The 24,730-nt window shown below is 54.7% G+C and carries 23 protein-coding genes; 13 read left to right on the top strand and 10 right to left on the bottom strand.

The window, feature by feature from the left end; genetic code table 11:
- The first annotated feature begins 38 nt into the window (after window positions 1-38).
- The 9 genes from tssB (at window position 39) to AC2IBB_RS13315 (ending at window position 11,063) form a co-directional block, all read left to right on the top strand.
- Window positions 39-572: a type VI secretion system contractile sheath small subunit gene (gene tssB, locus AC2IBB_RS13355; RefSeq protein ID WP_011398021.1), complete on the top strand. Its 534-nt coding sequence runs from the start codon at window positions 39-41 to the stop codon at window positions 570-572.
- Window positions 572-2,065 carry a type VI secretion system contractile sheath large subunit gene (tssC, locus tag AC2IBB_RS13350; RefSeq protein WP_127971760.1) on the top strand — a complete coding sequence of 498 codons (1,494 nt, stop codon included), beginning with the start codon at window positions 572-574 and terminating at the stop codon, window positions 2,063-2,065. The genes tssB and tssC (AC2IBB_RS13350) overlap by 1 nt, the downstream gene beginning before the upstream one ends.
- Window positions 2,066-2,194: 129 nt before the next feature.
- On the top strand, window positions 2,195-3,703 hold the full coding sequence (tssC, locus tag AC2IBB_RS13345; protein ID WP_486333327.1) for a type VI secretion system contractile sheath large subunit: 1,509 nt from the start codon (window positions 2,195-2,197) through the stop codon (window positions 3,701-3,703).
- Window positions 3,704-3,712: 9 nt separating this feature from the next.
- Window positions 3,713-4,204, top strand: a complete 492-nt coding sequence (gene tssE / locus AC2IBB_RS13340) for a type VI secretion system baseplate subunit TssE (RefSeq protein ID WP_486333326.1) — start codon at window positions 3,713-3,715, stop codon at window positions 4,202-4,204.
- Entirely contained in the window at window positions 4,204-6,033 is a 1,830-nt protein-coding gene (gene tssF, locus AC2IBB_RS13335) for a type VI secretion system baseplate subunit TssF (RefSeq protein ID WP_486333325.1), read from the top strand. The genes tssE and tssF overlap by 1 nt, the downstream gene beginning before the upstream one ends.
- A complete protein-coding gene (gene tssG, locus AC2IBB_RS13330) occupies window positions 5,997-7,118 on the top strand; it encodes a type VI secretion system baseplate subunit TssG (protein WP_486333324.1) in 1,122 nt (373 codons plus the stop codon). The genes tssF and tssG overlap by 37 nt, the downstream gene beginning before the upstream one ends.
- Entirely contained in the window at window positions 7,115-9,886 is a 2,772-nt protein-coding gene (tssH, locus tag AC2IBB_RS13325; RefSeq protein ID WP_486333323.1) for a type VI secretion system ATPase TssH, read from the top strand. The genes tssG and tssH overlap by 4 nt, the downstream gene beginning before the upstream one ends.
- Window positions 9,887-9,911: 25 nt before the next feature.
- Entirely contained in the window at window positions 9,912-10,613 is a 702-nt protein-coding gene (locus AC2IBB_RS13320; protein WP_011398028.1) for a transposase, read from the top strand.
- A 36-nt stretch (window positions 10,614-10,649) separates the two neighbouring features.
- The gene (locus tag AC2IBB_RS13315; RefSeq protein WP_486333322.1) at window positions 10,650-11,063 is read left to right on the top strand and encodes a VOC family protein; all 414 of its coding nucleotides are present in this window, start codon (window positions 10,650-10,652) and stop codon (window positions 11,061-11,063) included.
- Between the two features lie 137 nt (window positions 11,064-11,200).
- Here AC2IBB_RS13315 and AC2IBB_RS13310 read toward each other — a convergent pair whose 3' ends face one another.
- On the bottom strand, window positions 11,201-11,764 hold the full coding sequence (locus AC2IBB_RS13310; protein ID WP_486333321.1) for a hypothetical protein: 564 nt from the start codon (window positions 11,762-11,764) through the stop codon (window positions 11,201-11,203).
- Window positions 11,761-12,702 (bottom strand): LysR family transcriptional regulator, encoded by a 942-nt coding sequence (locus AC2IBB_RS13305; RefSeq protein WP_486333320.1) that lies wholly within the window; start codon window positions 12,700-12,702, stop codon window positions 11,761-11,763. Before AC2IBB_RS13305 ends, AC2IBB_RS13310 begins: the two co-directional genes overlap by 4 nt.
- A gap of 118 nt (window positions 12,703-12,820) precedes the next feature.
- Between AC2IBB_RS13305 and AC2IBB_RS13300 the strand changes: the two genes are divergently transcribed.
- The 3 genes from AC2IBB_RS13300 to AC2IBB_RS13290 are packed head-to-tail and all read left to right on the top strand — an operon-like array spanning window position 12,821 to window position 13,827.
- Window positions 12,821-13,117 carry a putative quinol monooxygenase gene (locus AC2IBB_RS13300; RefSeq protein WP_486333319.1) on the top strand — a complete coding sequence of 99 codons (297 nt, stop codon included), beginning with the start codon at window positions 12,821-12,823 and terminating at the stop codon, window positions 13,115-13,117.
- Window positions 13,118-13,160: 43 nt separating this feature from the next.
- Window positions 13,161-13,409, top strand: coding sequence for a DUF2798 domain-containing protein (locus AC2IBB_RS13295; protein WP_486333318.1), 249 nt, complete (start codon window positions 13,161-13,163; stop codon window positions 13,407-13,409).
- A gap of 31 nt (window positions 13,410-13,440) precedes the next feature.
- The gene (locus AC2IBB_RS13290; RefSeq protein ID WP_486333317.1) at window positions 13,441-13,827 is read left to right on the top strand and encodes a RidA family protein; all 387 of its coding nucleotides are present in this window, start codon (window positions 13,441-13,443) and stop codon (window positions 13,825-13,827) included.
- 33 nt (window positions 13,828-13,860) lie between these two features.
- Here AC2IBB_RS13290 and AC2IBB_RS13285 read toward each other — a convergent pair whose 3' ends face one another.
- From AC2IBB_RS13285 to AC2IBB_RS13250, 8 genes are all read right to left on the bottom strand, one after another.
- Window positions 13,861-14,934: a lipase secretion chaperone gene (locus AC2IBB_RS13285; protein WP_486333316.1), complete on the bottom strand. Its 1,074-nt coding sequence runs from the start codon at window positions 14,932-14,934 to the stop codon at window positions 13,861-13,863.
- A 111-nt stretch (window positions 14,935-15,045) separates the two neighbouring features.
- Complete coding sequence (locus AC2IBB_RS13280; RefSeq protein WP_486333315.1) at window positions 15,046-16,026, bottom strand: esterase/lipase family protein; 981 nt, start codon at window positions 16,024-16,026, stop codon at window positions 15,046-15,048.
- Between the two features lie 200 nt (window positions 16,027-16,226).
- Entirely contained in the window at window positions 16,227-16,778 is a 552-nt protein-coding gene (locus AC2IBB_RS13275; RefSeq protein WP_486333314.1) for a DUF4136 domain-containing protein, read from the bottom strand.
- Window positions 16,779-16,843: 65 nt separating this feature from the next.
- Window positions 16,844-17,416: a DUF4136 domain-containing protein gene (locus AC2IBB_RS13270; protein WP_486333313.1), complete on the bottom strand. Its 573-nt coding sequence runs from the start codon at window positions 17,414-17,416 to the stop codon at window positions 16,844-16,846.
- Between the two features lie 227 nt (window positions 17,417-17,643).
- The gene (locus AC2IBB_RS13265) at window positions 17,644-18,009 is read right to left on the bottom strand and encodes a response regulator (RefSeq protein ID WP_486333312.1); all 366 of its coding nucleotides are present in this window, start codon (window positions 18,007-18,009) and stop codon (window positions 17,644-17,646) included.
- An 11-nt stretch (window positions 18,010-18,020) separates the two neighbouring features.
- Window positions 18,021-20,399, bottom strand: coding sequence for a response regulator (locus AC2IBB_RS13260; RefSeq protein ID WP_486333311.1), 2,379 nt, complete (start codon window positions 20,397-20,399; stop codon window positions 18,021-18,023).
- A 1-nt stretch (window position 20,400) separates the two neighbouring features.
- The gene (locus AC2IBB_RS13255) at window positions 20,401-20,943 is read right to left on the bottom strand and encodes a YfiR family protein (protein ID WP_486333310.1); all 543 of its coding nucleotides are present in this window, start codon (window positions 20,941-20,943) and stop codon (window positions 20,401-20,403) included.
- Between the two features lie 3 nt (window positions 20,944-20,946).
- Entirely contained in the window at window positions 20,947-22,800 is a 1,854-nt protein-coding gene (locus tag AC2IBB_RS13250; RefSeq protein ID WP_486333309.1) for a TonB-dependent receptor plug domain-containing protein, read from the bottom strand.
- A gap of 217 nt (window positions 22,801-23,017) precedes the next feature.
- On the opposite strand from AC2IBB_RS13250, the gene AC2IBB_RS13245 reads away from it, so the two are divergent.
- Window positions 23,018-24,727: a putative bifunctional diguanylate cyclase/phosphodiesterase gene (locus AC2IBB_RS13245; RefSeq protein ID WP_486333308.1), complete on the top strand. Its 1,710-nt coding sequence runs from the start codon at window positions 23,018-23,020 to the stop codon at window positions 24,725-24,727.
- Window positions 24,728-24,730: the final 3 nt, after the last annotated feature.

The following is a 24,730-nucleotide window of genomic DNA, read 5'->3' as shown; positions in this document are numbered from 1 at the left end:
AACCGGATACCTACAGCTAAATCAAAGAGGACTTAATAATGTCAGATAGCCTACAGGATAAATTAAACAGAGTCCGTAAACCGCGAGTGCACATCACCTATGATGTGGAAACCGGCGGTGCGGAAGTCAAAAAAGAGCTGCCATTTGTAGTTGGGGTTATGGGCGATTACTCAGGCGACAATACTGACGCCAAGAAATCCCTGAAGGAACGTAAGTTCGTCAACATTGACCGCGACAACTTCAACGAAATCATGGAGAAAGTCTCTCCGACTCTGGACCTCAAAGTAGCAGACGAAATTTCTGGCGACCCTGACAAGCAAGTAGGCATGAGTCTCGCCTTCAATTCCATTGAAGATTTCGAACCCCAGAACATCGTTAAACAAATTCCGGCGCTGAAAGAGTTGCTGGAAGCGCGTAACCGCCTGCGCGATCTGCTGAGCAAGGCTGATCGCTCAGAAGAGCTGGAAGGCTTGCTGGAGCAGGTTCTGTCTGACGCAGACAAGATGGCGGTATTGAGCAAAGAAGTGGAAGAGCGTAGCCCGGCCAAAGATGAAGACGGAGGAGATGCCTAATGAGCGACGCAGAATTACAAGGTCAGGAATCCGGAGCAGCGGAAGAATCCAGCTCCAGTCTGCTGGACATGGCGATTACCGCCACTAAGCAAACCGAACCTGAGCAGGCTCAGGACCTGATCGCAAACCTGGCGAAACAAGCTGGCGCAGGGATGGTCAAATGGGACCGCAACCTCACCGTCACCATCAACAAGGCGATCGATCAGATCGACGCGCTGATGTCCAAGCAATTAGCGGCCATCATGCACGAAGACAAGTTTCAGAAGCTGGAAGGCTCCTGGCGCGGTCTGCACCACCTGATCATGAACTCGGAAACCAGTTCCTCGCTGAAAATCCGCATGCTGAATATCGGTAAGCGCGAACTGTACAAAGATCTGGACAAAGCCGTTGAGTTTGACCAAAGCCAGATCTTCAAAAAGATCTACGAGTCTGAATTCGGTACTGCGGGTGGCGAGCCTTATGGCGCGCTGATTGGCGACTTCGAGTTTTCCAACCATCCCGAAGACGTTGAGCTGCTGCAAAACATGGCTGGCGTTTCCGCGGCTGGTTTCTGCCCCTTCATCTCCGCCGCTGGCCCACAGATGTTCGGTTTCGATGATTTCACCGAACTCTCCACTCCGCGCGATCTGGAGAAAATATTTGAGACCCAGGAGTACATCCCCTGGCGCAGCTTCCGGGATTCCGACGACTCCCGTTTTGTAACCCTGGTTATGCCCCGCGTACTGTCTCGCATGCCTTACGGCAGAAACGGCAAGTCTATCGAAGACTTCAACTACGAAGAGCTGCCGATCGACTCCAAAACTGGCAAAGCCGCGAACGTCGAACACGACAAGTTTGCGTGGATGAACGCAGCTTATGTCATGGGTACAACGCTGACTCAGGCTTTCGCTGAACACGGCTGGTGTGTGGCGATTCGTGGCGCAGAGAATGGCGGTAAAGTCACTGGCTTGCCTTCTCACTTGTTCGTCAGCGATGACGGAGACGTTGACCAGAAGTGTCCGACCGAAGTGGGCATCACTGAACGTCGTGAAGCTGAATTGTCCAAACAAGGCTTCCTGCCGCTGTTGCACTACAAGAATACTGACTATGCCGTATTCTTCGGTTCACAGACCTGTCAGAAGGCCAAGAAGTTCGACAAAGCCGACGCGACCGCAAACGCAGCGATCTCCGCAAGACTGCCTTACATCATGGCTACCTCGCGCGTTGCTCACTATCTGAAGGTAATGGCCCGCGACAAGATTGGCTCCTTCATGGACGCCAAAGGCGCAGAACGCTGGTTGAACAACTGGATCAACACCTACTGCAACAGCAACCCGGACGCATCGCCCGAATCCAAGGCGAAGTATCCGCTGGCTGAGGCGCGGGTGGAAGTGAAAGAGAACCCAGAATCACCTGGTTCTTTCAGCGCCGTCGCTCATTTGCGCCCCTGGCTGCAAATGGAAGAGCTCACCACTTCATTACGTCTGGTTGCGGAAATTCCTAAGTCCGGTTGATAAACCGCTCAGGAAAAGTAAGCGACATGCTTGGGCCGGGCCTGCTCTCTTGGAGATGCAAGCCCGGCTTAAATTTTAGAATTAAACCAATAAATACACTTTCTCCAGGCGGACTTACGCAAATCCAAGATGCAGAATAAAGTATCTCCAAACGACAATCCTATGCCGTTTACTTACGGCGTCGTGCAGAAGCGCACTCAGGGGCCAAGCTCCGCAGAAGTGATCGCGCTCAAAAAGATACTTCAAATGATCAAGCTTCCAGACTGGTGTTACGAGGACAAAGCCGCCGGTAAACCACTGGATTACGACTATCTGATTCTATGGCTGCAAAGAGCCGTCGCTCAGATCGACAACAAGATCATCAATCAGGTTAACCATATTCTTCACCACAGCAAGTTTCAGGACCTGGAACGCGCATGGCGCAGCCTGTATGACGTAGTGAGCTACGCATATGGCCGCAAACTGGTGAAAATTCGTTTCCTGGATATCACTTGGTCGGAAATTACCAAAGACGTGAATCGCTCAGTGGAGTTCGACCAAAGTCAGCTATTCCACAAGATTTACAGTGAAGAATACGATGTACCCGGGGGCGAGCCCTACGGCATCATCCTGATGAATTTTGAGGTGTCCCATAAGCCTTTTACGGGACACCGTTTTAACGACATTCCCACACTGGAGCGTCTGGCGGAAATCGGCGCAGCGTCTTTCTCGCCGATACTGCTCAACGCGGCGCCCCAGTTGTTTGAGATGTCCAGCTTCCCGGAAATCACCAGTCCGATCAGCCTGAAGCAGCTCTTCAGCGAGCAGGATTACATCTCCTGGAACAGTCTGCGTGAGCATCCTGACACGCGCTTTCTGGGACTCACCCTCCCACGCGTGCTGATTCGCAACCCTTACTCACTTCAGATCGCCCCCCACGGAGGGCTGCTGTTTTCAGAAAAACGCGCGCAGGCCTCTAACGAAAATTACTTATGGGGATACGCCAATTTTGCGTTAGCCAAAGTATTGATACGTGAGTTCACTGAAGTCGGCTGGTTTTCTCATATTCGCGGCCTGCTTCGCGATCATATGGCAGGGGGAGCCGTTGACAATCTGGTGGTGGACGCCTTCTCGACGGATGCAAAGAAAATCGCCCATAAGCCTATCGTCGACGCGGTATTTTCCGATGAGCGAGAGCGGGCGCTCAGCGAGCATGGTCTCATCGCGCTCTGTCAGTGTTATGACGTCCCCATGGGCGTGTTTTACAGCACCCCTACCCTGCACCGCCCGAAAGTTTTCCAGGATCGCATCGCCACCGCCAACTCAAGGCTGTCATCCCTGTTGCAGCATGTTTTATGCGGCTCCCGCTTCGCCCATTATATCAAAGTGATCACCCGGGATATGATTGGCTCCGTCAGGCGGGCGGAAGATTGCGAGCGAGAACTGCAACGCTGGCTGACCCAATACGTGACCTCCCAGGAAGACGCGGACTGGTTCATGCAGGCGCGCTATCCGTTACGGGAGGGATCGGTGCAAGTCAAAGAGATTCCGGAGAAACCCGGCTCTTTCGCCACTACTATTTATTTGCGTCCGCACTATCAGGCAGACCGCCTGGTGTCGGAGCTGCATCTGACCACAGAGGTTAACACCGCTAGTTAAGGGATTCGGATGACGAAAATTAGCAAGAGCCAAAAACTGCGCCCATCGGTGCTGGACCGGCTGATAGACGAACGGCCGGACCTGAAAGTCGAACCAGAAAAGAATCGCCATCAGGTGCTCAACGAGCTCCGCGAATCCGTGCGCCGTGATCTCGAAGATTTGCTCAACACCCGTTATCGGCCTATTTCCGCATCCGACAATCTGCGTCAGTTGGACGAGTCCCTGATTAACTATGGTTTGCCTGACCTGCATACCATCAACTTCCTTAGTGCGGAAGGCAAAGGTCAGTTCTGCCGCACAGTGGAGCATCATATAGCCATGTTTGAGCCCCGCTTTAAGTCAGTCAGGGTCATTACCCTGGATGAAGACTGGGCGGAAGGCGCCACCTTGCATTTCCGCATTGAGGCGGTGTTGTTCGCCGAACCCGCTCCTGAGGAGATCTCCTTTGATTCCTCACTGGAGCCGATTTCGGCTATCGTCAACGTTCAGGAGGCGCGTTAATGAGCGACGAGTTATTACCCTATTATGAAAAGGAACTGGCCTATCTGCGCCAGTCCGGCGCAGAGTTCGCCCGCGTGCATCCCAAGATCGCCGGTCGCCTGCGCATTTCCGGCGACGTGGTGGAAGACCCGCACGTTTCCCGTCTATTGGAGGGCGTGGCTTATCTCAACGCCCGTATTCAATACCGCCTTGAAGATGACTTCTCGGAACTTTCAGACGCCCTGCTCGACCAGCTCTACCCGCATTACCTGCGCCCGATTCCTTCCATGGCGGTCGTGCAGTTCAGAGCGGCGAAAGACCTGGACGGACCTCTGCATGTCGCCCGCCACTCTCGCCTGGAGAGCGACGTATTCCAGAATAAAGTGTGCCGCTTCAGCACAGGCTATGATCTGGACCTGCTGCCGATCGAGGTCACCAAGGCGAGCCTGAAGGAACGCCCTTTTATTGCTCCTGGATCGCAAACCGTGCAAGGCGCTTCCGCAGTAATTCATGTGCGCCTGGAGGGCTTCGCCCCGGAAATCGACTTAGGCCAGCTGCCCTTGGACAAGATCCGCTTTTTCCTGCGCGGTCAGTCGCAATACGCCTATTCGTTGTATGAGCTGCTGATGAATCACTGCGTGCAAATCGTCGCATCCAAAGGCGCTGACGACGTCAATCCGATGTTCCTGCACAGCAGCTGTCTGCAGCCCGTCGGCTTCGCCGAGGAAGAAGCGCTGATTCCAACCCCGCCGCAATCTTTCCCGGGTTATCGTCTGCTGACCGAATACATGGTGTTCCCGGAAAAATTCCTGTTCGTCGACCTGACCGGCCTTGGCGAACGCTTGAATGAGAAGTTCGGCCCTAACCTGGATTTGTATTTCTATCTGAACAAATCCCATGCGGAGCTGGAGCGCAACCTGGAGGCCAGCAACTTCGCCCTGGGTTGCACGCCGATCATCAACCTGTTCAAACACCGGGCGGAGCCCATAGATATCGAGCATGATCAGTACAGCTATCCGATCATCCCCGATGCGCGTTTCCCGGACAACTATGAAGTGTATTCCATTGAACGCGTACAAGGCCTGACCGGCGATGGCAAGAAAAAGGAATACAAGCCCTTTTATGGCTTAAGTCACTTTGATATCGGCCGCGAGACCCAGCTTTTCTGGCATGCTCAGCGCTACCCGAAAATTGGCGGAGAGCTGGGCAACGAGCCCGGCAGCGAGCTGGAAATATCCCTCGTTGATTTGAATTACGCGCCAGCGAACTTATCCGACGAAACGCTGACCGTCGATGTGATGTGCTTCAACCGCAATACGCCGGAAAAGCTGCCCTTCGGCGGCGGACAGCCTCGCTTCACCTGTTTGGATGTAGGCGTCTCCTTGCGTGGCATCGATTCTCTGACGCACCTGACGCCCACCGTACGACCGCCGTTGCGCGATGGCGCGCGCTGGCGCCTGGTGTCGCACCTGACATTGAACTATTTATCGCTCGATAGTCCGGAAGCCATTGACGTGCTTAAGGAAATTTTGGCGCTATATGATTTTCAGGACAGCGCGGCTTCACGGGCGATCATCGCCGCCGTGGTCAACGTACAGACCCGGCCGATGACCGCGCCGATTACTATTGGCGGCAAGACCACCGTGTGCCGCGGGGTGGAAATCGAAGTCACCTTTGACGACAACCTGATGTCAGGCAACAGCACCTTCCTGTTCGCCTCGATTCTGGAAAGGTTCTTCGCCATGTACTGCTCGATTAACGCGTTCACCCGATTAATTGCCCGAATCAAAGGGCGACAGGATATTCTCAAGAAATGGCCACCGAGAATCGGCTCCCAGCCTCTCATTTAACCAAAAGGCTGCAACAGGACCCCTGGCGGTTCGACTTTTTCCAGCTGGTGCGCCTGCTGGAGCATTTCGACCCGCAGGATGCGCGGCCGCGTACGCCTCTGGGCGGATTTTATCCGCCTCGTAACGAGCCTGTACGCTTCGCAGTGAACCCCAGCATGGGCTTTGAAGGCGGCGCGGTGGACAAAATCACCCGCGGCGGAGACAAGTCGCTGGCGTCTCGCGACCAGTGGTCGATGGCGGTGAATTTCTGGGGATTGGTCGGTTCGCGCGGCGTATTGCCATTCCATTACCGCGACCTGATCCTGCAACGTTTGCGGCAGAAAGATAAATCGATGAAGCACTTCTTTGATTTATTGGATCACCGCACTCTGTCGCTGTTTTACCGTTCCTGGAAAAAATACCGTATTCCGCTGACTTTCGAAGCTAATCACCAGCTGGACCCCAAATATAACCGCGACCGGCATGCGGAGATGATCAAGGGACTGATGGGCCTGGCCAGCATGCGCAGCGCCAAGTTCTATCAATCTTCCGGCGATATCTTCAACGTCGCCGGCCTGATGAGTCGCGGCGTATGTTCCGCAGAGGCGCTATCACAAGCCATACGCCAGCATTTCGGTCTGAAGGTGAGCATCCTGCACTTCCGCGGACAATGGCGGCGCATGCCGGATGACGTGCAAACCCGCCTGGGCGGCGGCCGCTTTCCGGGCATCAATCATTGCCTGGGGCAGCAGGCGATTCTGGGAGAAAAGACCTGGTCGGTGCAAAACCGTTTCACCGTACATTTCGATGATATCGACTACCCCCGTTTCCTTTCCATTGTTTCAGGAACGGAAATACTGGGAGCCATGTACAAGCTGATTCGAACTATGGCCGGCGTTGCTCTAGACTTTGACTTATCGCTTAAAGTCCGCCAGGACAGGCTGCCTAACAGCCAGCTTGCGCACCCAACCGCGCCGCCGTTGCTGGGCTGGAATTCAAAACTGTTTTCAACACGACAAAAAGATCGATTCATTACTGTGTCTGTATCCCGACACGCAATGCAACGAACTATAGAAAGACTACAAAAGAAAAGGGAAACCTTATGATTGAGTTAAACTTACGCCAACTCATTGAACCCACCACTTCCGTCGTACGCAAATCGCTAGAGGACGGTCTGCGTCTGGCCCAGCAAGAACGCCACAGCTCACTGGAAATCGAACATGTGCTGCTGAAGGTGCTGGAGCAAAGCGACAGTGATCTGGACCGCGTACTTGAACAGCTCGGCGTCGACATTGGTAAAGTCAGCAGAGAGCTAAGTCAGACGGTGGGCAAATTCCATCGCGACAACCCCAGGGATATGGTTCCCTTTTCGCCTTTAGTGGTGGACGCGCTGAAAGCCGGCTGGTTACTGGCGTCAGTGGAGATGGGCGTAAACTTCATCAGCTCTGCGCACCTGTTTGCGGCGGTGATGTCGCACAACACCCTGCGTAACCAGCTGTTGAGCTCAGTCAAAACCTTGCAGGAAATTTCACTGGAGAAAGTATTGCCTGCGGTGAAAGCCGTTACCGGACAATCCTCCGAAAGCCGCGCTTATTTGAAAGCGGCGGCGGGCGGCGGCGCTCCAGCCGCGCCGACAGCGCAAGGCGGCGCATTGCAGAAGTACACCGTCAACCTGACCGAAAGAGCGCTGAACAACGAAATCGATCCTGTATTGGGCCGCGATCCGGAAATTCGTCAGTGTATCGATATCCTGACCCGCCGCCGTCAGAACAACCCTATCCTGACTGGCGAAGCTGGCGTTGGTAAAACCGCCGTCGTCGAAGGCCTGGCGCTGCGTATTGCGCAGAAAGACGTGCCAGAGCCCCTGCAAGGCGTACACATCCATGTTCTGGACCTGGGCTTGCTGCAGGCCGGCGCCAGCATGAAAGGCGAGTTTGAACAACGTCTGAAATCCGTTATCGAAGAAGTTAAAGCGTCTCCTACGCCCATCATCATGTTTATCGATGAAGCGCACACCATGATCGGCGCGGGCGGCAAAGAAGGCCAAGGCGACGCCGCCAACCTGCTCAAGCCCGCGCTGGCGCGGGGCGAACTGCGCACCATCGCCGCCACGACTTGGGCGGAGTACAAGAAATACTTCGAACGCGACCCGGCTCTGACCCGCCGTTTCCAGGTGGTGAAAGTCGAAGAACCGTCTGAGGCTGTTGCGATCGACATGCTGCGCGGCATCTCCAAAATCCTGGCTGTCCACCACAACGTACGCATCTCCGACGACGCCATTATCCAGGCGGTGAAACTGTCCGCCCGTTATATTCCCGGTCGTCAATTGCCGGACAAAGGCGTGAGCCTGCTAGACACCGCCTGCGCACGAGTGTCCCTGAGCCAGAGCGCCACGCCGTCTTTGATTGAGGACACCCGTCGCCGTATTCAACAGATCGACACCAACCTCGACCTGATTTCCCAGGAAAATATCTCTTCCGGCGAATATCACGAGACGCTGGATCTGCTTACCGAAGAGAAAGCCGCTCTGGAAGCTTCTCTCGCCGCACAAACCGAGCAGTGGGAAAAAGAGAAAGACTTGATCGCCAAAATTCTGGATGTGCGCACCAAGCTCGAGCAGGACTTCCAGACTAAGAAAGGCGCTGAAGACGCCGGTGACCGCCTGAGCGATGAAGAAGTCGCCGAGCTGCAGGTGGAATTCAAGAACCTGTTCGCCGCCCTGGCGTCCGCACAGGGGAATCAGCCTCTAATGATGCCTCATGTGGATGGCCAGGCCGTCGCCGAAGTCGTCGCCAACTGGACCGGCATCCCGGTCGGCAAAATGGTGAGCGATGAGATCAACGGCATTCTTAACCTGCATGACCAGTTGGAAAAACGCGTTATCGGCCAGTCCCATGCCCTGGAGGCCGTCGCTCAGGCGATCCGCACCTCCCGCGCGGGCCTGACTGATCCGCGCAAACCTATCGGTGTTTTCCTGATGGTCGGACCTTCCGGCGTAGGTAAGACCGAGACCGCTCTGGCGCTGGCGGACACACTGTTCGGCGGCGAGCAGAACCTGACTGTCATCAACATGTCCGAGTTTAAAGAAGAGCACAAAGTTTCCATGCTGCTGGGTTCTCCTCCCGGATATGTGGGCTACGGCGAAGGCGGCGTGTTGACGGAAGCCGCGCGCCGGAAACCTTACTCCGTCATCCTGCTGGACGAAATGGAAAAAGCACACCAGGGTGTGCAGGACGTGTTCTACAACCTGTTCGACAAGGGCACCATCAAAGATGGCGAAGGCCGCGACATCGACTTCAAGAACACGGTCATCATCATGACCTCCAACGCTGGCGAAGAGGCGATTCGCGCCATCTGCGCCCAGTCTGAAGAGAAACCGGAGCCGGATGTCATGCTCGACAGCATGCGCCACGAGCTGCTGAAGTACTTCAAGCCCGCATTTTTGGGGCGCGCCAACGTTATTACGTATTATCCGTTAGACGACGAGAATCTGTTCAAAATCTGTCGCATCAACATGGATCGTATTGCGCGGAGAGTGCGCAATCACTATGGCGCCGCATTCACCTTCGACGAGGACGTGTTGCTCAACATTGTCGCCCGTTCTCAGGAAGTGGATACCGGCGCGCGCAATATCGAACATATCCTGAACCGCACCGTGCTGCCTGAACTGTCCACCGAGTGCCTGAGCAGACTGGCGAACGGAGAACATATCGAGCACATCCATATCAGCGCCGCAGAAGACGGCAGCTTCGGCTACTTGTTCAACGCCGAAGCCGCTGCGGCGGCGGCAGCGGAACCGCAAGCGGCGGCAGCCCCTGATGCGAATGCTGATCTGGATGAAAGTCTTGATGTGGATGCAGACGCAGCCGAATAATAAATAGGAGTGCAACTGGACGCGCATGGCGAGAAAAACACGATTTAATCTTACCGGCCATCCACAACTTATCATGCAGCGGGGGCATAACCGCCTCCCCTGCTTCTTTGATAAAGAGGATTATCTGTACTTCCTTGAATGCGTGGGCAAGGCGTCTGAACAATATCAGTGTTACGTGCATGCGTACGTGTTGCTGAAAAATGAGTTCAACTTGCTGGTCACGCCGCACATTGAAAACGGCATCCCTCAGATGATGCAGTCTCTGGGACGCCGTTACGTGCAGTATGTGAATCACCGCTACCACCGTAGCGGCACGCTGTGGGAAGGCCGTTATAAATCCAGTCTGATTGATTCCTCCGGCTATATGCTGACGTGCTATCGCTATATCGATTCCCTGGCCGTGTTTCGCGGCCTGGCGCCGAATGAATCGGAATACCCCTGGTCAAGCTATCATGCGCACGCCAGGGGCGAAGACGAACTCGGCCTGATTCGTAACCATCCCATGTATACCGATCTCGGGGATGATGCGGAAGAACGTCAGCAATCGTTCCTGGATCTCATGCAGTACGAAATGGAGCCCTGGATACGCCGGCATATCGAACAGACGTTACTCAATGAACTGGTATTAGGCGGAGACCGCTTCATCAATCAGATCGAAGATCTGGTGGACCGACCTGTCCGGCCGATGAAGCGAGGCCGCCCGCCCAAAGACGCAGCGAAATCCTGAGCGGATTCGCTCAGTCCCAATGTACATGGAGGCGCAATGAAACCAAGAATCAGCATGATCACCCTGGGCGTGGAAGACCTTCAACGCTCAGTGGAATTCTACGAAAACGGCCTGGGGCTTCCAAAGTTGCAGACGGAAAGCGCTAATGTAGCGTTTTTCACCCTCAACGGAACCTGGCTGGGGCTCTACCCTCGCCATCTGCTGGCGGAAGATGCGGCGGTTCCTGACAACGGCTCGGGATTCAAAGGCGTCACCCTTGCCCACAATCTGGCGTCCAAGGAAGACGTGGACGCGCAGATTCAGCAAGCTGTAGAGGTTGGCGCAAAACTGGTCAAACCCGCCCAGGATACCTTCTGGGGCGGCTACTCCGGCTACTTCGCCGATCCCGACGGCCACTTGTGGGAAATCGCCTGGAATCCTCACGCCTGGGTTGGGCCTGAGGACAAGTAAAATTAATAGTTATATAGCCATGTCGTAACGCGACATGGCTTAAACATAAGAGGCAAGACACTGATCTGAAATAGCGGCAGAAACCCAAGCGCTCAATACCTCTCAGCTTTTCAAAGAAACAAAAAGAGCCTATCGGCCTAACTCAAATCATCAATAATTCTTTCAAGCGTCTCTTCGTTTATACGTTGCTTCCTGGTGCGCCAATGGTTTCTAAGTTCGTCAGCCGTAATCTCGTACTCATCGCCCAACACCACTCTCAAAGCCCAGGCCAACAAGTGGTTCGGCGTATCCCAACCGTCATACAATGTATAAACATGGTGATCGCATAAATGGACCCAAGATCCTGTGTCGATAGACATAACAAACCAATCTCCAATGGGGTCGCTACCTAGAGAGTAAAAACTTGTGCCGTCTTTGAAGTCATCCAATTGTCCAGCGAAATCAAAACCCAGACCGTACTGCCTCAAAGGCCAGAGATAGGGAAAACGTCCTTCGGCGACAAGCCTGATATAAGTTTCCAACCACCCATGCCAGTTTGCATCTACGCTTCCCCTGTAATGTTGTATTGCATTACTGCTTGCTTTGGGGGAGGAAGCATATTGAATCTGTCTTATGTATTGGCTTTCCCTTAAAAAATGCTCGGGGAAATAGTCCTCACCTATCGGTGAAGTGATGACGTCAATAATTTCAAAGTTACTCATTTGCTCTCCATACGGGCTTTTGATACAGCAGGCAATTCACCAAGCAAGCTCGGTATGCGTCTGGTTTCTTCAGTCAGGAAATCCAGTAACAACTGGGTGCGTCTAAGCAGGATATTGCGGTCATTCCATACCACATGCACTTCCCTGTCGGCCCCTTCCCAATCGCTCAGTATCTGTCGCAGGTCGCCGCGTTGCAGGTCTTCCCAGACTAGGGAGACGGGGCATAACATCACCCCTCCACAGGCCTTCAGAATATCAACCGCCAGGGATAGGTCGTTGATGTGGGCGCGTGGTCGCCAGTCAATATCCACCGGTTCGCCTGTATGGCGGTGACGCAGGCGGCGCATGGTCTCGGATAACGACGCCATCCAAGGCCAGCGCGCCAGTTCCGCCGGGTTCAAGTCCGCCCCTTCCGCTTCAATTTGCGCGGCGACGTCCGGTGTCGCCACCAGTACAGTGCGGATGGAGCCCAGACGTCTTTGACGCAACGCAGAATCGGCCTGCGGGCCCACTCGCACCGCCAGCTCCGCTTGCGATCCGGTAAAGTCCTCAACCTTATTATTAAGCTGCAGAGTCAGCTGAATGTTGGGGTAGCGGGACATAAACTCCCCCCACAAAGGACGCAGAGGCCCATTGGCCAAGTTCACCGGAGCCAGCACCCTGATTTCCCCTTCTTCCGCCGAAATATCCTTTTTTATCAACGCCATCTGTTTATCGAGGCTGGACAGGTGAAGATACGACTCGTCAAAAACCTTTTGTCCCGCAGCGGTCAGTTGCAATCGACGAGCGGAGCGATGTAACAGCTGACACCCCAGCTCGGCTTCCAGCTTCTGCACCCGCCGCGTCAGCGTCGGAGCCGGGACGCCTGTAGCCGCAGCGGCTCTGGAGAAGCCGCCCAGTTCCGCCACTTTTATAAATAACGCCAAGTCATCAAGCATGATTTCAAATATGGAATTTAAGATTTAAATATTGCGGGTTTATTCTATTTTTGGTTGATACTAGCATGTCGGCCTTAGTTAATAACGTCAACCCTTCACCAGAATTAAGAGGTCGAACATGCCCCATCATCTAACCGCCCACATCCGCGCTACAGAAGGAAGCGACCCTGATTTAGTCCGTCGGGAGCTGGCGCAGCTGGAGGCGGACACGCAGAAAGAGTTAGGTTGTCTGACTTTCCAGGTTTTCCAGGACGCCGCCGTCCCCTCTCACTTTATCCTTTGGGAGTCATGGATAAGCCCCAAGGCGCTGGACCAGCACTTCACCTATGAACACACCCAGCGCTATATGGCTCTTAATCTGACGCAAGTCGAGAAAATAATCGTGCATTCGCCTGTCAATCAAAACGCAAGTTGACCAGCAAACCTTGAGCTCCGTTCGTAATCAGTAGGAGAACTTTATGTCGATAAAATTCCGCTTTTTCTACAGCCTGACGATGTCTCTGGCGCTCAGCTTTTTAATGAGCGCATGGGTGACGTTTCTCAACCTGGGTTTACAGAGGGACTTTACCGCGCACTGGATGCACGCCTTTCTATTGGCCTGGCCCACCGCCTTCAGCATCGCCTTTGCGTTGGGGCCAACGGTCAATAAAATCACCGAGAAGCTGATGGCGATGAGCGCAACGCGCAGCCGCAGGTCAGGTTCTTGACTCATAAAAAGCGAAGAGCGAGTAACAACACATGGAAAAGAAGTCACCAATCCGACGTCTAAACTACGCAGCGCTGGGGCAGCCTGTTGGACCTTATTGTCACGCGACCGCTTTCAACGGCATGCTGTTCATCAGTGGGCTCACGGCATATGACGGCAGCGGCGTCTGCAAGCCTGTCGGCCAGCAAATCGACGCCATTTTTGCGCAGATCAGGCGCATCGCTGAAGCAGAGGGCGTCGGTCTGGACAGAATTATAAAGGTCACGGTATATATCAAATCCACTGAGCATCTGACGGCGGTGAGAGACGGCCTCATCAAGCATTATGAAGGCGCCTTTCCCGCCAGCACACTGGTGGAAGTCAGTAACTTTTTCTCTACTGAAGTGGATATTGAGATAGAAGCGGTGGCGGCTCTCTAACACCGCCATCCGCCCTTCACCCATGATAGCCGTTCATGGCTTTTCATATCGTGCGGCTTTCCTTTCTATCGCCTCGTAACTCTCCACCAACTTCAATTCGTCTGAGGTGAACAGGCTGTTGCGCAACTGCGTGAGTCCAGCGACGATTTCCGCATCGGTGCGCGCAACGGCCTGAATATCCTGTTTGCGACGTTGATAATCATCCAGACGGGCGCGCCACGTTTCTTCCCGCTGATAATAGGCAATAATCCTCTCTGCTTTTTCGCCGCTAAACTGCCCCTGCAGGGTTTGCCGGACGCTGTCGGCGTCATACCCTTCCCGGTACATGCGTCGGGCTTCTCGCGTCAGATTCTCCCGTTGCGCGGCCTGTCGATGGGCGTCGCGCATCTGCGCTGGTAATTTTTGCCGCAAGGCTTCCACTTGACTGACTTTCTCGCTATCGCTCAACTGAGCGTCCGCCTTCACTTGCATCACCGCCAGCGCATAATCCGAATAGGCTTCATCCAATCCAAAAAATGCATCGACCACATCTGGAGCGAATATTTGCCGACGCAGCGACTTCAATTGCTCGAAGGTATTCGCCATCACCGACGCATAGTATTCATAATTCTGACTTTCCGCCGGCGCCAATGGCGCCGCCATCAACTCGCCTATGCGCTCCTGGTAGGAGATGTAATCGTTCAGCAACTCCATGGCCTGTTCCGCGGCCTGCGCCGGCAACTTGTCATAGATACGGCGCTGGATTTCCGCAATCACCTCTTCCGGCGAACGCTCTCCGACAGCAAGAAAGAAATAATCGAAAAAGTCCTTCACCTGCATGTCTGTAATCAGAAGCCCGTGCTCGTCCACCCGCAAGTCGCCGTCGATATCGGTCCCGGCCAGCGCCCGGGCGAAGTTGGCGCCATCCCAGACTGGCGCCGCCATTGGCGGTTCGGATTGAGAAGACGTTGACGCCATCCCTTTGTCAGGAGCGCCAGACTGCGTTAGCTGGACGCCTTCGGCGCTCACTTCTGCAACGACGGGAGGCTTTGTAATATCTGGTTGTAGAAACAGCAATGCGGCGGCGGCGAGAGTTACAACGCACAAGGCGAATGAAAGCTTCTTCATGGTGAGATTCCTTTTTATTTTTATAACATCCTGTTGCGATTAGTCCGGCAGACACACCGCAGTGCGCGCTCACCGCATGTCATAATGAGCGCGCACTGCTGAAACTACAGGTTAAAGGCCGATATTCTTCAGGCGATTCGCCTGTACGCGATACAGCGACACCGGGCTGTGCCAGATCGAGCCCACGCCCATGACATGGTTGATCACGTCGATATGATTGGCGTCATAGTCGCCCAGGTATTCCCCCAGTTTTTGCGAGCAGACGGAGACCATACCGTCGCTGGGCTCTCCGCCGAACACGAGTGACGTGGTGAACAGAAACGGGTCCAACAAATCCAGAATATTGGTCATCACACTCCTTCCCGCCCAGGAGTACAAGCGGATTTCGTTGCCGCGATAAGTCACTACCGTATCGCGGTCCTCCACGCACTCTCCAGAAGCCGTCCCATAGGGGTGGCGGCTGTTCAGGTCCGCGGTACCGACTGAAGTCAACGAATCCAGCGCTGCGATGGAGTCCTGCTGATGCTCATCCCCGGAAATCCAGGCGATCAGAGAGCCGAATGCATTCGCCACCGCAGCGACGCCGCCTTCAATCGAACTGTCCGCCGGAACGACGCCGCGAATCATATCCGCCACGCGGGAGCCGTTATTGACGCCATCCACAGAGGTCAGCGAGGCGATGTGCCCCTGGCCTTCCGCATTGGCGTGCGCATCAAAGGTGATGGCGGCGCGCGTGGTGGGCGAACCCTGGCTGTGGGCGAAGACATTGTATTTGACTGCGTCGCCGTATAAGCCGCTGTTTAGACCATCCGCCAACGACAGACCGCGTTGCTCGCTGTCATTGAAAGGAGACACGCTGGCTATCACCACATCCGCGCCACTGCGGCACAGATTCATGGGCACGGTGTGAAAGTAACCCAGCAACCCGCCAACGGTATCGAACCCGGTAATGCCATGCACCATCAGAAAGGGATGTTGGGTATCGGTATACCCATTTGAAGTGCCCGCCCAGGCGCTGCATCCGTCAGCGTGAGAGAGGGAGGAGAGTGAAGCTGCCGCAACCAAACATACAGCGTGCGTTATTTTTTCCATTACGCTACCTTCTGCTTTCGTTAATGTTTATTTTTGTACTTCTCAACAGCTTTTTCAGGTTAGTAAAGCGACAAACGAAAAAGAATCACCTGTATGGGTGACTCTTTATGACAAAACACGAAAAAGGAGTTTTCCCGATATCGGGACAAAGAACTGGCGTCCCAGGGGGAAGCCGTATTACAACGAGGGAGCCGGAAAGACTACTGCGCCGCCGGCTGCGGCGGGTACCGCTCGAAGATGGCGCGCACCTCTTCTTCCAGGCGCCTGATTTTTTCCTCTGGCGTCAAGTCGTAGCTCATGCGTCGCGATGAAGAGCCCTGCCAAATCACACGATTGCTGGCGGGCTCAATCATTTCCACGGTGAACACGCCCATTTGATAATCATGCGCCACCACATCCCGGTCATGGGAGAAAAATGGACGCCAGAAACCGATCCTCGGTTCCTGACGATACTCCTTCCGGTTATCAATACGGTATAGCGCCCGCACCAATACGTCTGGAGATTCCGCTTGGGAAAGGCCTTCGCCTTGCAGCGCCTGATCGACCGTCTGACGAATGCGCTGCTCACGCAATCCCACCACGCCCTGGGCGTCGCGGTTCTCCGTCGCCCAGCGATAAGTATGAATGCTGGAGAAATCGAATGTCTCGGCGTAATCGCCACGCACTTGATAACCGGCGCATCCGCCCAACAGAAACAACACGCAGAGCGCTGTCACGCGCCCCGGCAGATTCAGTTGTCCGCGCAGATTCATTGAGTTCTCCTCACCCACAAGTCATTACTGCAATAATCATGACGCTCAATTTAACACTCGGACGCTCAGGCGTCTTTCGGTGGAAAATTCTGTAGCATTTCTCCCACCAGTTTACGGATTTCCGCTTCCTTCGCCGCCGGGGCGTCATCCTCACTCAACGGACGCGCGGCCTCGGCGCTCCAGATAACATTGGAATTCTGCGGGTCGACCATCTCCAGCACCAGTTTGCCCCGCATCACCTCTTCCGCCGGGGGCCGGGTTCCCAGACTAATGCCCACGCCAGTGCGCCCGCTCGCGATGCCGTATCCAAAACCGTAGCTGATTCCATCGCGGCGAATTTCCTTTTCCTCTTTGATGCGCCAAGTGCTCCAGACATCCGCCTTGGACTTGTCAACCATTTGAAACCCCTTGTTCTGCATGAACAGGCGTATGGCGCTTTCCACCCGGGCGTCGCTCAGCGTGGTGGCGCCGCCGTTAACGCTGGGCGGCGTCAGGGCATAGGTTTTTAGCGTGGAGAAATCCCTTCCCGGCTGATAGTCATAACGCGCAGCTTTTGACGCACAGCCAGACAGGCTGGTAGTTAAGGTTAAAGTAATCAGGACAGCGGACACACCGCCGAAAATTCGCTTGTGAAACATAAAGCGCTCCCCATGACGCGCCGGTTAGAGGAATACAGTCAACCTCCTGCAACCGGAAATGGCTACTTATCCCTACAATATTGCCCGCCATGGGCATTTTCCATGAACAATTGGTAATACACTCGCACAGAAACCCCGCTCAGCGCGTCAGGCCGTTGAGTCATCGACTTTTCCGGACGGTCTCGCCCTGGGAAGACCTCTTTCAGCCGCTGCTCAGCCCGCCAACATCAGTCCGCCGTCAGAAAGCGTTCGATTTTTTCCAGCAGACGGGAGAAGTTCACAGGCTTGGTTTCGTAATCGTCACATCCCGCCGCCAGGGCTTTATCACGATCCTCCGCCAGGGCATGGGCCGTGAGCGCAATGATCGGCGTATCGCATCCGCCGCCTTCCTTTATTAACCTGGTGGCCTCATAACCGTCCATAACAGGCAGGCTCAAGTCCATCAGAATCAACGCTGGGCGACATTCCTGCGCCATCGTCACCGCCTCCCCGCCGTCGCATGCGAGCGCAATTTCATAACCTTTACGGCGCAATCGGCGCGTGAGCATGTCCGCATTCATATCGTTATCTTCGACAATCAGCAACAACGTCATGGCTCTCTCCCCTAACTTACCGGCGCCAGTTCCTCCAGCACTTCCTTGATACGGCTCAGCAATGCGCTCTTGTCGTACATCCCTTTGCGCAACACTGCCTGCGTATGTTGTTGCAACAACCTGCGTTCCGCCTGCGTCAAGTCTCTTGCGGATATGACAATGACCGGGATATCCGCAGTCTCGTCATTGCGCCGGCACTCTTCAATAAATTCAAAGCCGTTCATTTCCGGCATGATCAAGTCCAGCAGAATCACGGAAACATCTGTATTCCGCTGCAGTTTTTCCAATCCCTGCCGACCGTCCTCCGCGGTAATCAGACTCCAGCCGGTTCCATGCATATATGCGCGCACCAGTTCCAGACTGTGCGGATCATCATCAACGCACAGCACTTTCAGGCTGGCTTCTTTTTTCTGATAGCGCTGCAGGATAGACAACAGGCGCGCGCTGTTGATCGGCTTCACCAGATAGTCCGAGGCGCCCAGAGCGTAGCCTTTCTCCGCGTTGGACTCGATGGTATGCATAACGACGGGAATATGGGCGGTCGCCGCATCGGATTTCAGCGTCTGCAGTACCTGCCAGCCATCCAGTCCCGGCATGAAGATATCCAGCACAATCACGTCAAAGTCGTCCTGTTTCGCCAACGCCAGTCCCTCTCCGCCGGACAGCGCTGAACGAATGACAAAGCCATGTTTGTTCAGTTGGTGCTTCAAAATGTCGTGCACCGTCATGTCGTCGTCAATCAACAATAGTCGGGCTCCGGCGACCTTATTTGCATCTGACGCTGGCTCTTCATGCTGCGTCACATCCGGTTCTTGCAGCGAAGGGGCGTCCTGTTCAATGCGCTCTTCCGGGCCATTGATTTCAGCCGTGGTCGGCAAGCGAATACAGAACTCAGAACCTTCGCCTTCCTTGCTGGTAACGCTGATTTCCCCTCCCAGCATGGTGGCGTATGACCGACTGATCGCCAGCCCCAGTCCGGTGCCGCCATAGCGCCGAGTGGTGGATGGATCGGCCTGACTGAAAGGCCGGAACAGCTCTTTGATTGCATTGTCACTGATGCCTATCCCGGTATCGCGGACCTTGCACAGCACCCACTCCTCGTTTTCCTCGGAGTCCCGCTCGCATATCAGTTCCACAACGCCATCCTGGGTGAATTTGACCGCATTGCTCAGCAGGTTGAACAGGATCTGTCTGACTTTGACCAGGTCGCTGTGCACCACGCCAACATCGCTTGCGCCGCGAACGACCAGCTTATTGCGCCGTTCGTCCGCCAGCACTCGCAGCGCGCCAGTGACTTCTTCCACCAGATCCTCCATGCTGAACGCCTCGATGCTGATTTGCATTTTGCCGGCTTCGATTTTGGAGATATCCAGAATATCGTTGATCAGGCTCAACAAATGCTTGCCGGCGGAGCGCACCTTGCCGATATCGTCGACGATTTCCTCTCTTTCGTAATCGTCCTCCGCCACCACTTCCTGCAGCATTTCGCTGTAGCCGATGATGGCGTTCAGCGGCGTGCGCAGTTCATGGCTCATATTGGCGAGAAAACGGCTTTTCGCCTTGTTGGCCTCCTCCGCCCGATTACGCATGGCGATCAGGTCCTTCTCCACGACTTTGCGCTCCTGGATCTCACGCTCCAATTCCCGGTTCAGGGAGACAATGGTCTCCTGCCTCGCCAGTTCCGACAGCATGACATTAAGGCTGTCCACCAGATGTCCAATCTCGTCCTCATTACGTTTGCTGGCGCGCGCATTGAAATCTTTGTGTTTGGAAACCTGCATCGCCCATTCGGAAAGCGAAGCCAATGGCTGAGTAATGTGGGACTTTAACCAGTACGACACCAGCAGCGTGAGCGCCAACATTCCGCCGATCAACACCAGAAACAGACTCAGCAACTTTTGCTTGAATTGCTCCCACTCTTGCAGGTTGGACTTCAGAATCAGGTATCCGACAATCTCTTCGTTCACCGCCACCGGCGTAGAGGTGACGTAATAATCCTGCTGCAGCCAGACTCCGGCGTTACCCGCCATCGAGGCCAAACCCGCGGCTGCGCCAGTCTGGGGATACTCCGCAAACGCCGCCGCCTCGCCAACCTGGTACAGCGCAGCCGCCTCCACGGACGCATTTTCTTTCAATGCGGACAGTACATTGCCCGCCGACGCCGCGTCATTGAACGTCAGCGCCGCGCCGCTGTTCTCCGCCAGAACCTTACTGAGCATTTGCAAGTCCTGGCGCATTTTTTGATGGAAATAAAGGTTCGCCATCACCGTCAGAGTCGTGGCGCAAATCACCAGCAGCAACAAAGCGAAACCAAGAACGCCAATCTGCATCTTGGCGCGAATGCTCACCCGCCGCCACCAGCTCAATTCCTTCAGCTCCGCGCTTTGCATGTTAATTCACTCCCAATTGCACCAACTGCGCCGCTACTTTGAACTTGGTCTCTGTCACCAGCGACGCGTTGATTCTGAAACGAATGCTGTCGTCTTCCTGATACAGCTCAATCAAACCGCCATAGGCGATGAAAGGGGCGTACTCACTGATAGTCAGGACCTCATGCACATTCACCAGCCTCAAGATCCGCTCGGTTTCCCTTTCTTCCGACTCAGACAGGAACAGCACATTGCAGTGTTTAACCGATAATCCCGGCCGATAGCGCCCCAGATTGCTCACTTCAACCGTCCCTTGCGGCGCTTTGGCGCCATCCACTTCATCCAGCGCATTGCCAAAACGGTTAACGCCAATGATGCAGACCCTGATTCGATCTCCGTTAAGCAAGGTTTCCTGTGGGAAGCGCACAAACTGCATGAAGTTGTAGAGATAGGAGGCTTTAATCTGATACTCGACATCCGCCGCTGTGGATGCGATGGAATACGCCGTCAGAATGGCTGCAAACACGCCTCTCGCCCAGCGTCCGCCGCCATATCGGGAAAACATTGACTAAAACTCCCAGCCCAGATAAAAGGCGGCGTCGGATTCCACCTCACCGTTCGAGCCAACCGATTCCGGGTGCGGGTCTCCCAAATGGCGAACAACCCATTGCGCGCGTAAGTCTTCTATTGGCCTCCAGACGACGCTGAGGTCAGCCACTAGAAAACTGGGGATATTGGAATACTGGATACGATCCACATAGCGCAGATAGGCGTTCAGACTCCAGGCTGGCGTGATATCCCAATAGGAAATCAGCTGCGCCATGTCTTTGGGTGACGCGTCTTCGATACTTTCCGCGCTCACTTCCGAGGTATGGGACGCGTCCAGCTCCAGGTCCATTTCCATATGACTGACATTAAAACGCAGCCGCCAGACAGGGCTGGCTCTATAATCCACAGACGCCTCCACGCCTCGGATGTCGCCCGACATTTCGTTGCCGATAGCGCCGCCGCCCACTGTTCTCAAGTCATCATATTCTCCGGCGTAAGCGGACAGATCCAGCGTCCATTTATTCCAGGAAGTACGACCACCGACTTCATAAAACTCGGCCTTCTCCGGCTGCATGGTCTGAGCGCCATTCAGCGTCGGCGCAAACAAGTCGTGCTCCAGACGAGTCGGCACTCGCACCGCTTTAGACCAGGACGCCCACACGATAGCGTCTGAGAAATCATAGGCGACTCTCACACTGGGTTGCCATTCTTCACCAGAATAGTCGTTCACTTCATACTTGGTACCTGCAATTAGACGGAAGTTACCACCAAATGGCGTTATTTCGTCGTGAATAAACAGGTTTTTAACCTCATCATTGCGCTTCTCAGGCCGTAATCCAGCCAGATCTGTCGGCGAAAGCACTTCATCGTGAACAATTCTATAACCAAGCCCCGCCACCACATCGTGGCGTTGAAACTGGTTGCGGAACTGGTATTCCAGATTCCAAATATCGCGTCTGTCATCCAAGCCCGTGGTTTCCAGCACAGTGTTATCGAAGTACAACAGCAATTGCTGGCTGCGCTGCTCCGAGAACTCATAGGTCCAGTTAAACATCAGGTTGCCGCCATCAAACTCCTGTGTCGTCCCCGCCTCGCCCTGATAATAATCTCCCTGTAAGGTCATCTCGCTTGGGCGGCCACGCCCCATATCCACTCTGAATCCCGTTTGCCGGTGCTCGCCGTCGTCTTCCGTGCCCAGGCCGCCGCTATCGTCTCGATAAACCACCTTGCCGTAGATCCGGGCGTAGCCGTCATCCCCTATTCGCCAGCCATAACGTTGTTTATACAGTCCCCGCTCTTCCAGGCCGCCTCCGACTGTCACCGTCCCGCCAAAAGTCTCCGACGCATGGCGCGTGATGATGTTGATGACGCCGTTAACCGCGTTGGCGCCCCACAGGGCGCCGCCGGGTCCGCGCACCACTTCGATGCGATCCACGTCCTCCAGCATGACGTCCTTTTCTTCCCATAACACGCCGGAATACAACATGCTGTAGATACTGCGTCCATCGATCAGCACCAGCATCTTGTTCGCGTTGGTGGTGGCTGAACTGAAGCCGCGCGCACTGACGCTCCACTTACCGCCTTCGAAACGATTCACTTCAAGCCCGGGAACGTACCGCAACGCCTCCGCGATATGAGTGACGCCCATACGCCGGATATCGTCCCGGGTAAGGACGTAAACCGCCGCTGGCGCTCTGGCCAATAATTCCTGTTTGCGGGATAAAGTGGATATTTTCAGACCCATGAGCTGCTCCAGGCTGGCGCCTTTGATGTCCAGCACCAGATCATCTCTTGCAGCAAAGGCGAATGAAGAAAGCAGCGCCAGCAGCCCATATCCAGCTATTTTGGCGAGAACGTACGGTTGTTGTTTCATATCCTCGAAACTCCCTTGAACCGTTAATCTCAGTATAGAAACAAGCTGGAAATTAACAAAAGCTTACACATGCGCGAGAAGGCGTTATCAACAGGGGCGTTCTCGCGCAAACCCCGCTGACCACCCGGGCTACGATTACAAAAGTCCTGATACAGGACGTTAATTTTGCGGAGATTCTTGTCTAGACTTGAAGAATCAGGGGAGGGATTACAATCTTATGCTCCAGCTCGAAGGAAGCAGGCTGTTAATAGTCGACGACGAACAGCGTAACACCAGATTGCTGGCGGATATCTTTCGCGCGGAAGGCTGCGATGTTCATGAGCTGAACGATAGCTGCAACGCGCTGAAAGCGGTCGCCAATTACGAGCCGGACCTGATCATTCTGGACGTGATGATGCCCGGCAAAAACGGCTTTGAGCTGACTCGGGAAATCAAATCTCACGAAGCCTGGAAGCACATCCCCATTATTCTGCTGACCGCGCTGGCGGACAGGGACTCCTGTGTATCGGGGCTGGAGGCTGGCGCAGAGGACTATGTCAGCAAGCCATTCAACCGCCGTGAACTCTGCGCCCGCGTCAACAATCTGCTGAAGCTGAAAAAGCTGCATGACTTCCAGAATCAGAATATCCGTCTGTTGGAGCAATACGACCCAGTCACCGGCCTGCCGCGTAAAGAAATCCTGCTGGAAATCGCCAACACTCTGTTCAAGAAGAAAAAAGACTGTTCCTTTTGCGTCGGCGTATGTGAGATCGATCTGGATCAGACGCTGATCGGCCTCCTCAGCAGCCAGGACCGGGACATGTCCGAAAAGCAGATCAGCCGGACAGTGGTCGAGCGCATGTCCGCTATTTTTCCGCCAGGAATACTCATGGGCTGTCTGGGCCCAGGTAAATTTGGCGTGGTATTGGAAGCAGCGGAAACTCAGGCCGCTGCGCAGCTTCGTTTGTTACAGCACCGGCTGCAACAGCCCTTCCTGATTCACTCCCAGGAATTCCTGCTCAAGTTCTCTATCGGTTACGCGCCCCCCAGCCAGCCTTTACAAGAGTGGAGAACGCTATTCAATAAAGCGGAAATGGCGCTGATGGAAGCCAAAAAAGAAGGCGGCAATCTGCTGAGAAAGTTCTGTCCGGAGATGGACGCGGAGAACTACGAGCGCTGGTGGCTGTCCCAGGCGCTGTTCCAAGCTATGCGCGAACAACAGTTTGAAGTGTATTTCCAGCCGCTGGTGGACATAAACAAGGAGACGCTGGTGGGGTTCGAGGCGCTGCTGCGCTGGCAACATCCTGAAAAGGGCTTCATCAGCCCCGCGCGCTTTATTCCCCTGGCGGAGGAAAACGGGAACATTTATGACCTGAGCCTGTGGATGATAGAACAGGTCTGTCAGCAAATCGTCGCCTGGCGCACTATAGGCCCACGGGTGCGCGTCGCAATCAATATTTCTCCAGCGCAGTTATACAGGGACGACTTCACCGAAGATTTTGTCGACCTGTTCAGCCGCTATCACCTGACTCCCAATGATTTTGAACTGGAGCTGACCGAAAGCAGCCTGATGGACCCCAAAGGCGGCGGCCAACTACAGGCGCTGTGGCGGCAAGGTTTCGATATCGCCATTGACGACTTCGGCACAGGTTACAGCAACCTGGAATACCTCAAAAAATACCCGTTTAATCGCCTCAAAATTGACCGCTCCTTCATCAGCAATATCTGCGAATCCAGCGACGATATCGCCATCGTCAAAGCAATTCTGGCGATTGCGGAGCATATGGGCTTCAAGGTCATTGCGGAAGGCATCGAAAATGTCCAGCAACTTGAAAAACTGCGCGAGCTGGGTTGCCATGAAGCCCAGGGTTTCTACTTCAGCAAGCCGGTTCCCGCCGCCACAGCGACAGACTTGCTGCGCCGCGGCCTGAAGCCTTCACGCTCCTGAGGC

It is taken from the genome of Hahella sp. NS-SX17 (assembly GCF_057367735.1).
This window is presented reverse-complemented; position numbering and strand designations above follow the sequence as displayed.

Bases quoted from the DNA above. Each gene is read 5' to 3' on its own strand.
- tssB (WP_011398021.1), top strand. From the start codon at position 39: ATGTCAGATAGCCTACAGGATAAATTAAACAGAGTCCGTAAACCGCGA.
- tssC (WP_127971760.1), top strand. From the start codon at position 572: ATGAGCGACGCAGAATTACAAGGTCAGGAATCCGGAGCAGCGGAAGAA.
- tssC (WP_486333327.1), top strand. From the start codon at position 2,195: ATGCAGAATAAAGTATCTCCAAACGACAATCCTATGCCGTTTACTTAC.
- tssE (WP_486333326.1), top strand. From the start codon at position 3,713: ATGACGAAAATTAGCAAGAGCCAAAAACTGCGCCCATCGGTGCTGGAC.
- tssF (WP_486333325.1), top strand. From the start codon at position 4,204: ATGAGCGACGAGTTATTACCCTATTATGAAAAGGAACTGGCCTATCTG.
- tssG (WP_486333324.1), top strand. From the start codon at position 5,997: ATGGCCACCGAGAATCGGCTCCCAGCCTCTCATTTAACCAAAAGGCTG.
- tssH (WP_486333323.1), top strand. From the start codon at position 7,115: ATGATTGAGTTAAACTTACGCCAACTCATTGAACCCACCACTTCCGTC.
- AC2IBB_RS13320 (WP_011398028.1), top strand. From the start codon at position 9,912: ATGGCGAGAAAAACACGATTTAATCTTACCGGCCATCCACAACTTATC.
- AC2IBB_RS13315 (WP_486333322.1), top strand. From the start codon at position 10,650: ATGAAACCAAGAATCAGCATGATCACCCTGGGCGTGGAAGACCTTCAA.
- AC2IBB_RS13310 (WP_486333321.1), bottom strand. From the start codon at position 11,764: ATGAGTAACTTTGAAATTATTGACGTCATCACTTCACCGATAGGTGAG.
- AC2IBB_RS13305 (WP_486333320.1), bottom strand. From the start codon at position 12,702: ATGCTTGATGACTTGGCGTTATTTATAAAAGTGGCGGAACTGGGCGGC.
- AC2IBB_RS13300 (WP_486333319.1), top strand. From the start codon at position 12,821: ATGCCCCATCATCTAACCGCCCACATCCGCGCTACAGAAGGAAGCGAC.
- AC2IBB_RS13295 (WP_486333318.1), top strand. From the start codon at position 13,161: ATGTCGATAAAATTCCGCTTTTTCTACAGCCTGACGATGTCTCTGGCG.
- AC2IBB_RS13290 (WP_486333317.1), top strand. From the start codon at position 13,441: ATGGAAAAGAAGTCACCAATCCGACGTCTAAACTACGCAGCGCTGGGG.
- AC2IBB_RS13285 (WP_486333316.1), bottom strand. From the start codon at position 14,934: ATGAAGAAGCTTTCATTCGCCTTGTGCGTTGTAACTCTCGCCGCCGCC.
- AC2IBB_RS13280 (WP_486333315.1), bottom strand. From the start codon at position 16,026: ATGGAAAAAATAACGCACGCTGTATGTTTGGTTGCGGCAGCTTCACTC.
- AC2IBB_RS13275 (WP_486333314.1), bottom strand. From the start codon at position 16,778: ATGAATCTGCGCGGACAACTGAATCTGCCGGGGCGCGTGACAGCGCTC.
- AC2IBB_RS13270 (WP_486333313.1), bottom strand. From the start codon at position 17,416: ATGTTTCACAAGCGAATTTTCGGCGGTGTGTCCGCTGTCCTGATTACT.
- AC2IBB_RS13265 (WP_486333312.1), bottom strand. From the start codon at position 18,009: ATGACGTTGTTGCTGATTGTCGAAGATAACGATATGAATGCGGACATG.
- AC2IBB_RS13260 (WP_486333311.1), bottom strand. From the start codon at position 20,399: ATGCAAAGCGCGGAGCTGAAGGAATTGAGCTGGTGGCGGCGGGTGAGC.
- AC2IBB_RS13255 (WP_486333310.1), bottom strand. From the start codon at position 20,943: ATGTTTTCCCGATATGGCGGCGGACGCTGGGCGAGAGGCGTGTTTGCA.
- AC2IBB_RS13250 (WP_486333309.1), bottom strand. From the start codon at position 22,800: ATGAAACAACAACCGTACGTTCTCGCCAAAATAGCTGGATATGGGCTG.
- AC2IBB_RS13245 (WP_486333308.1), top strand. From the start codon at position 23,018: ATGCTCCAGCTCGAAGGAAGCAGGCTGTTAATAGTCGACGACGAACAG.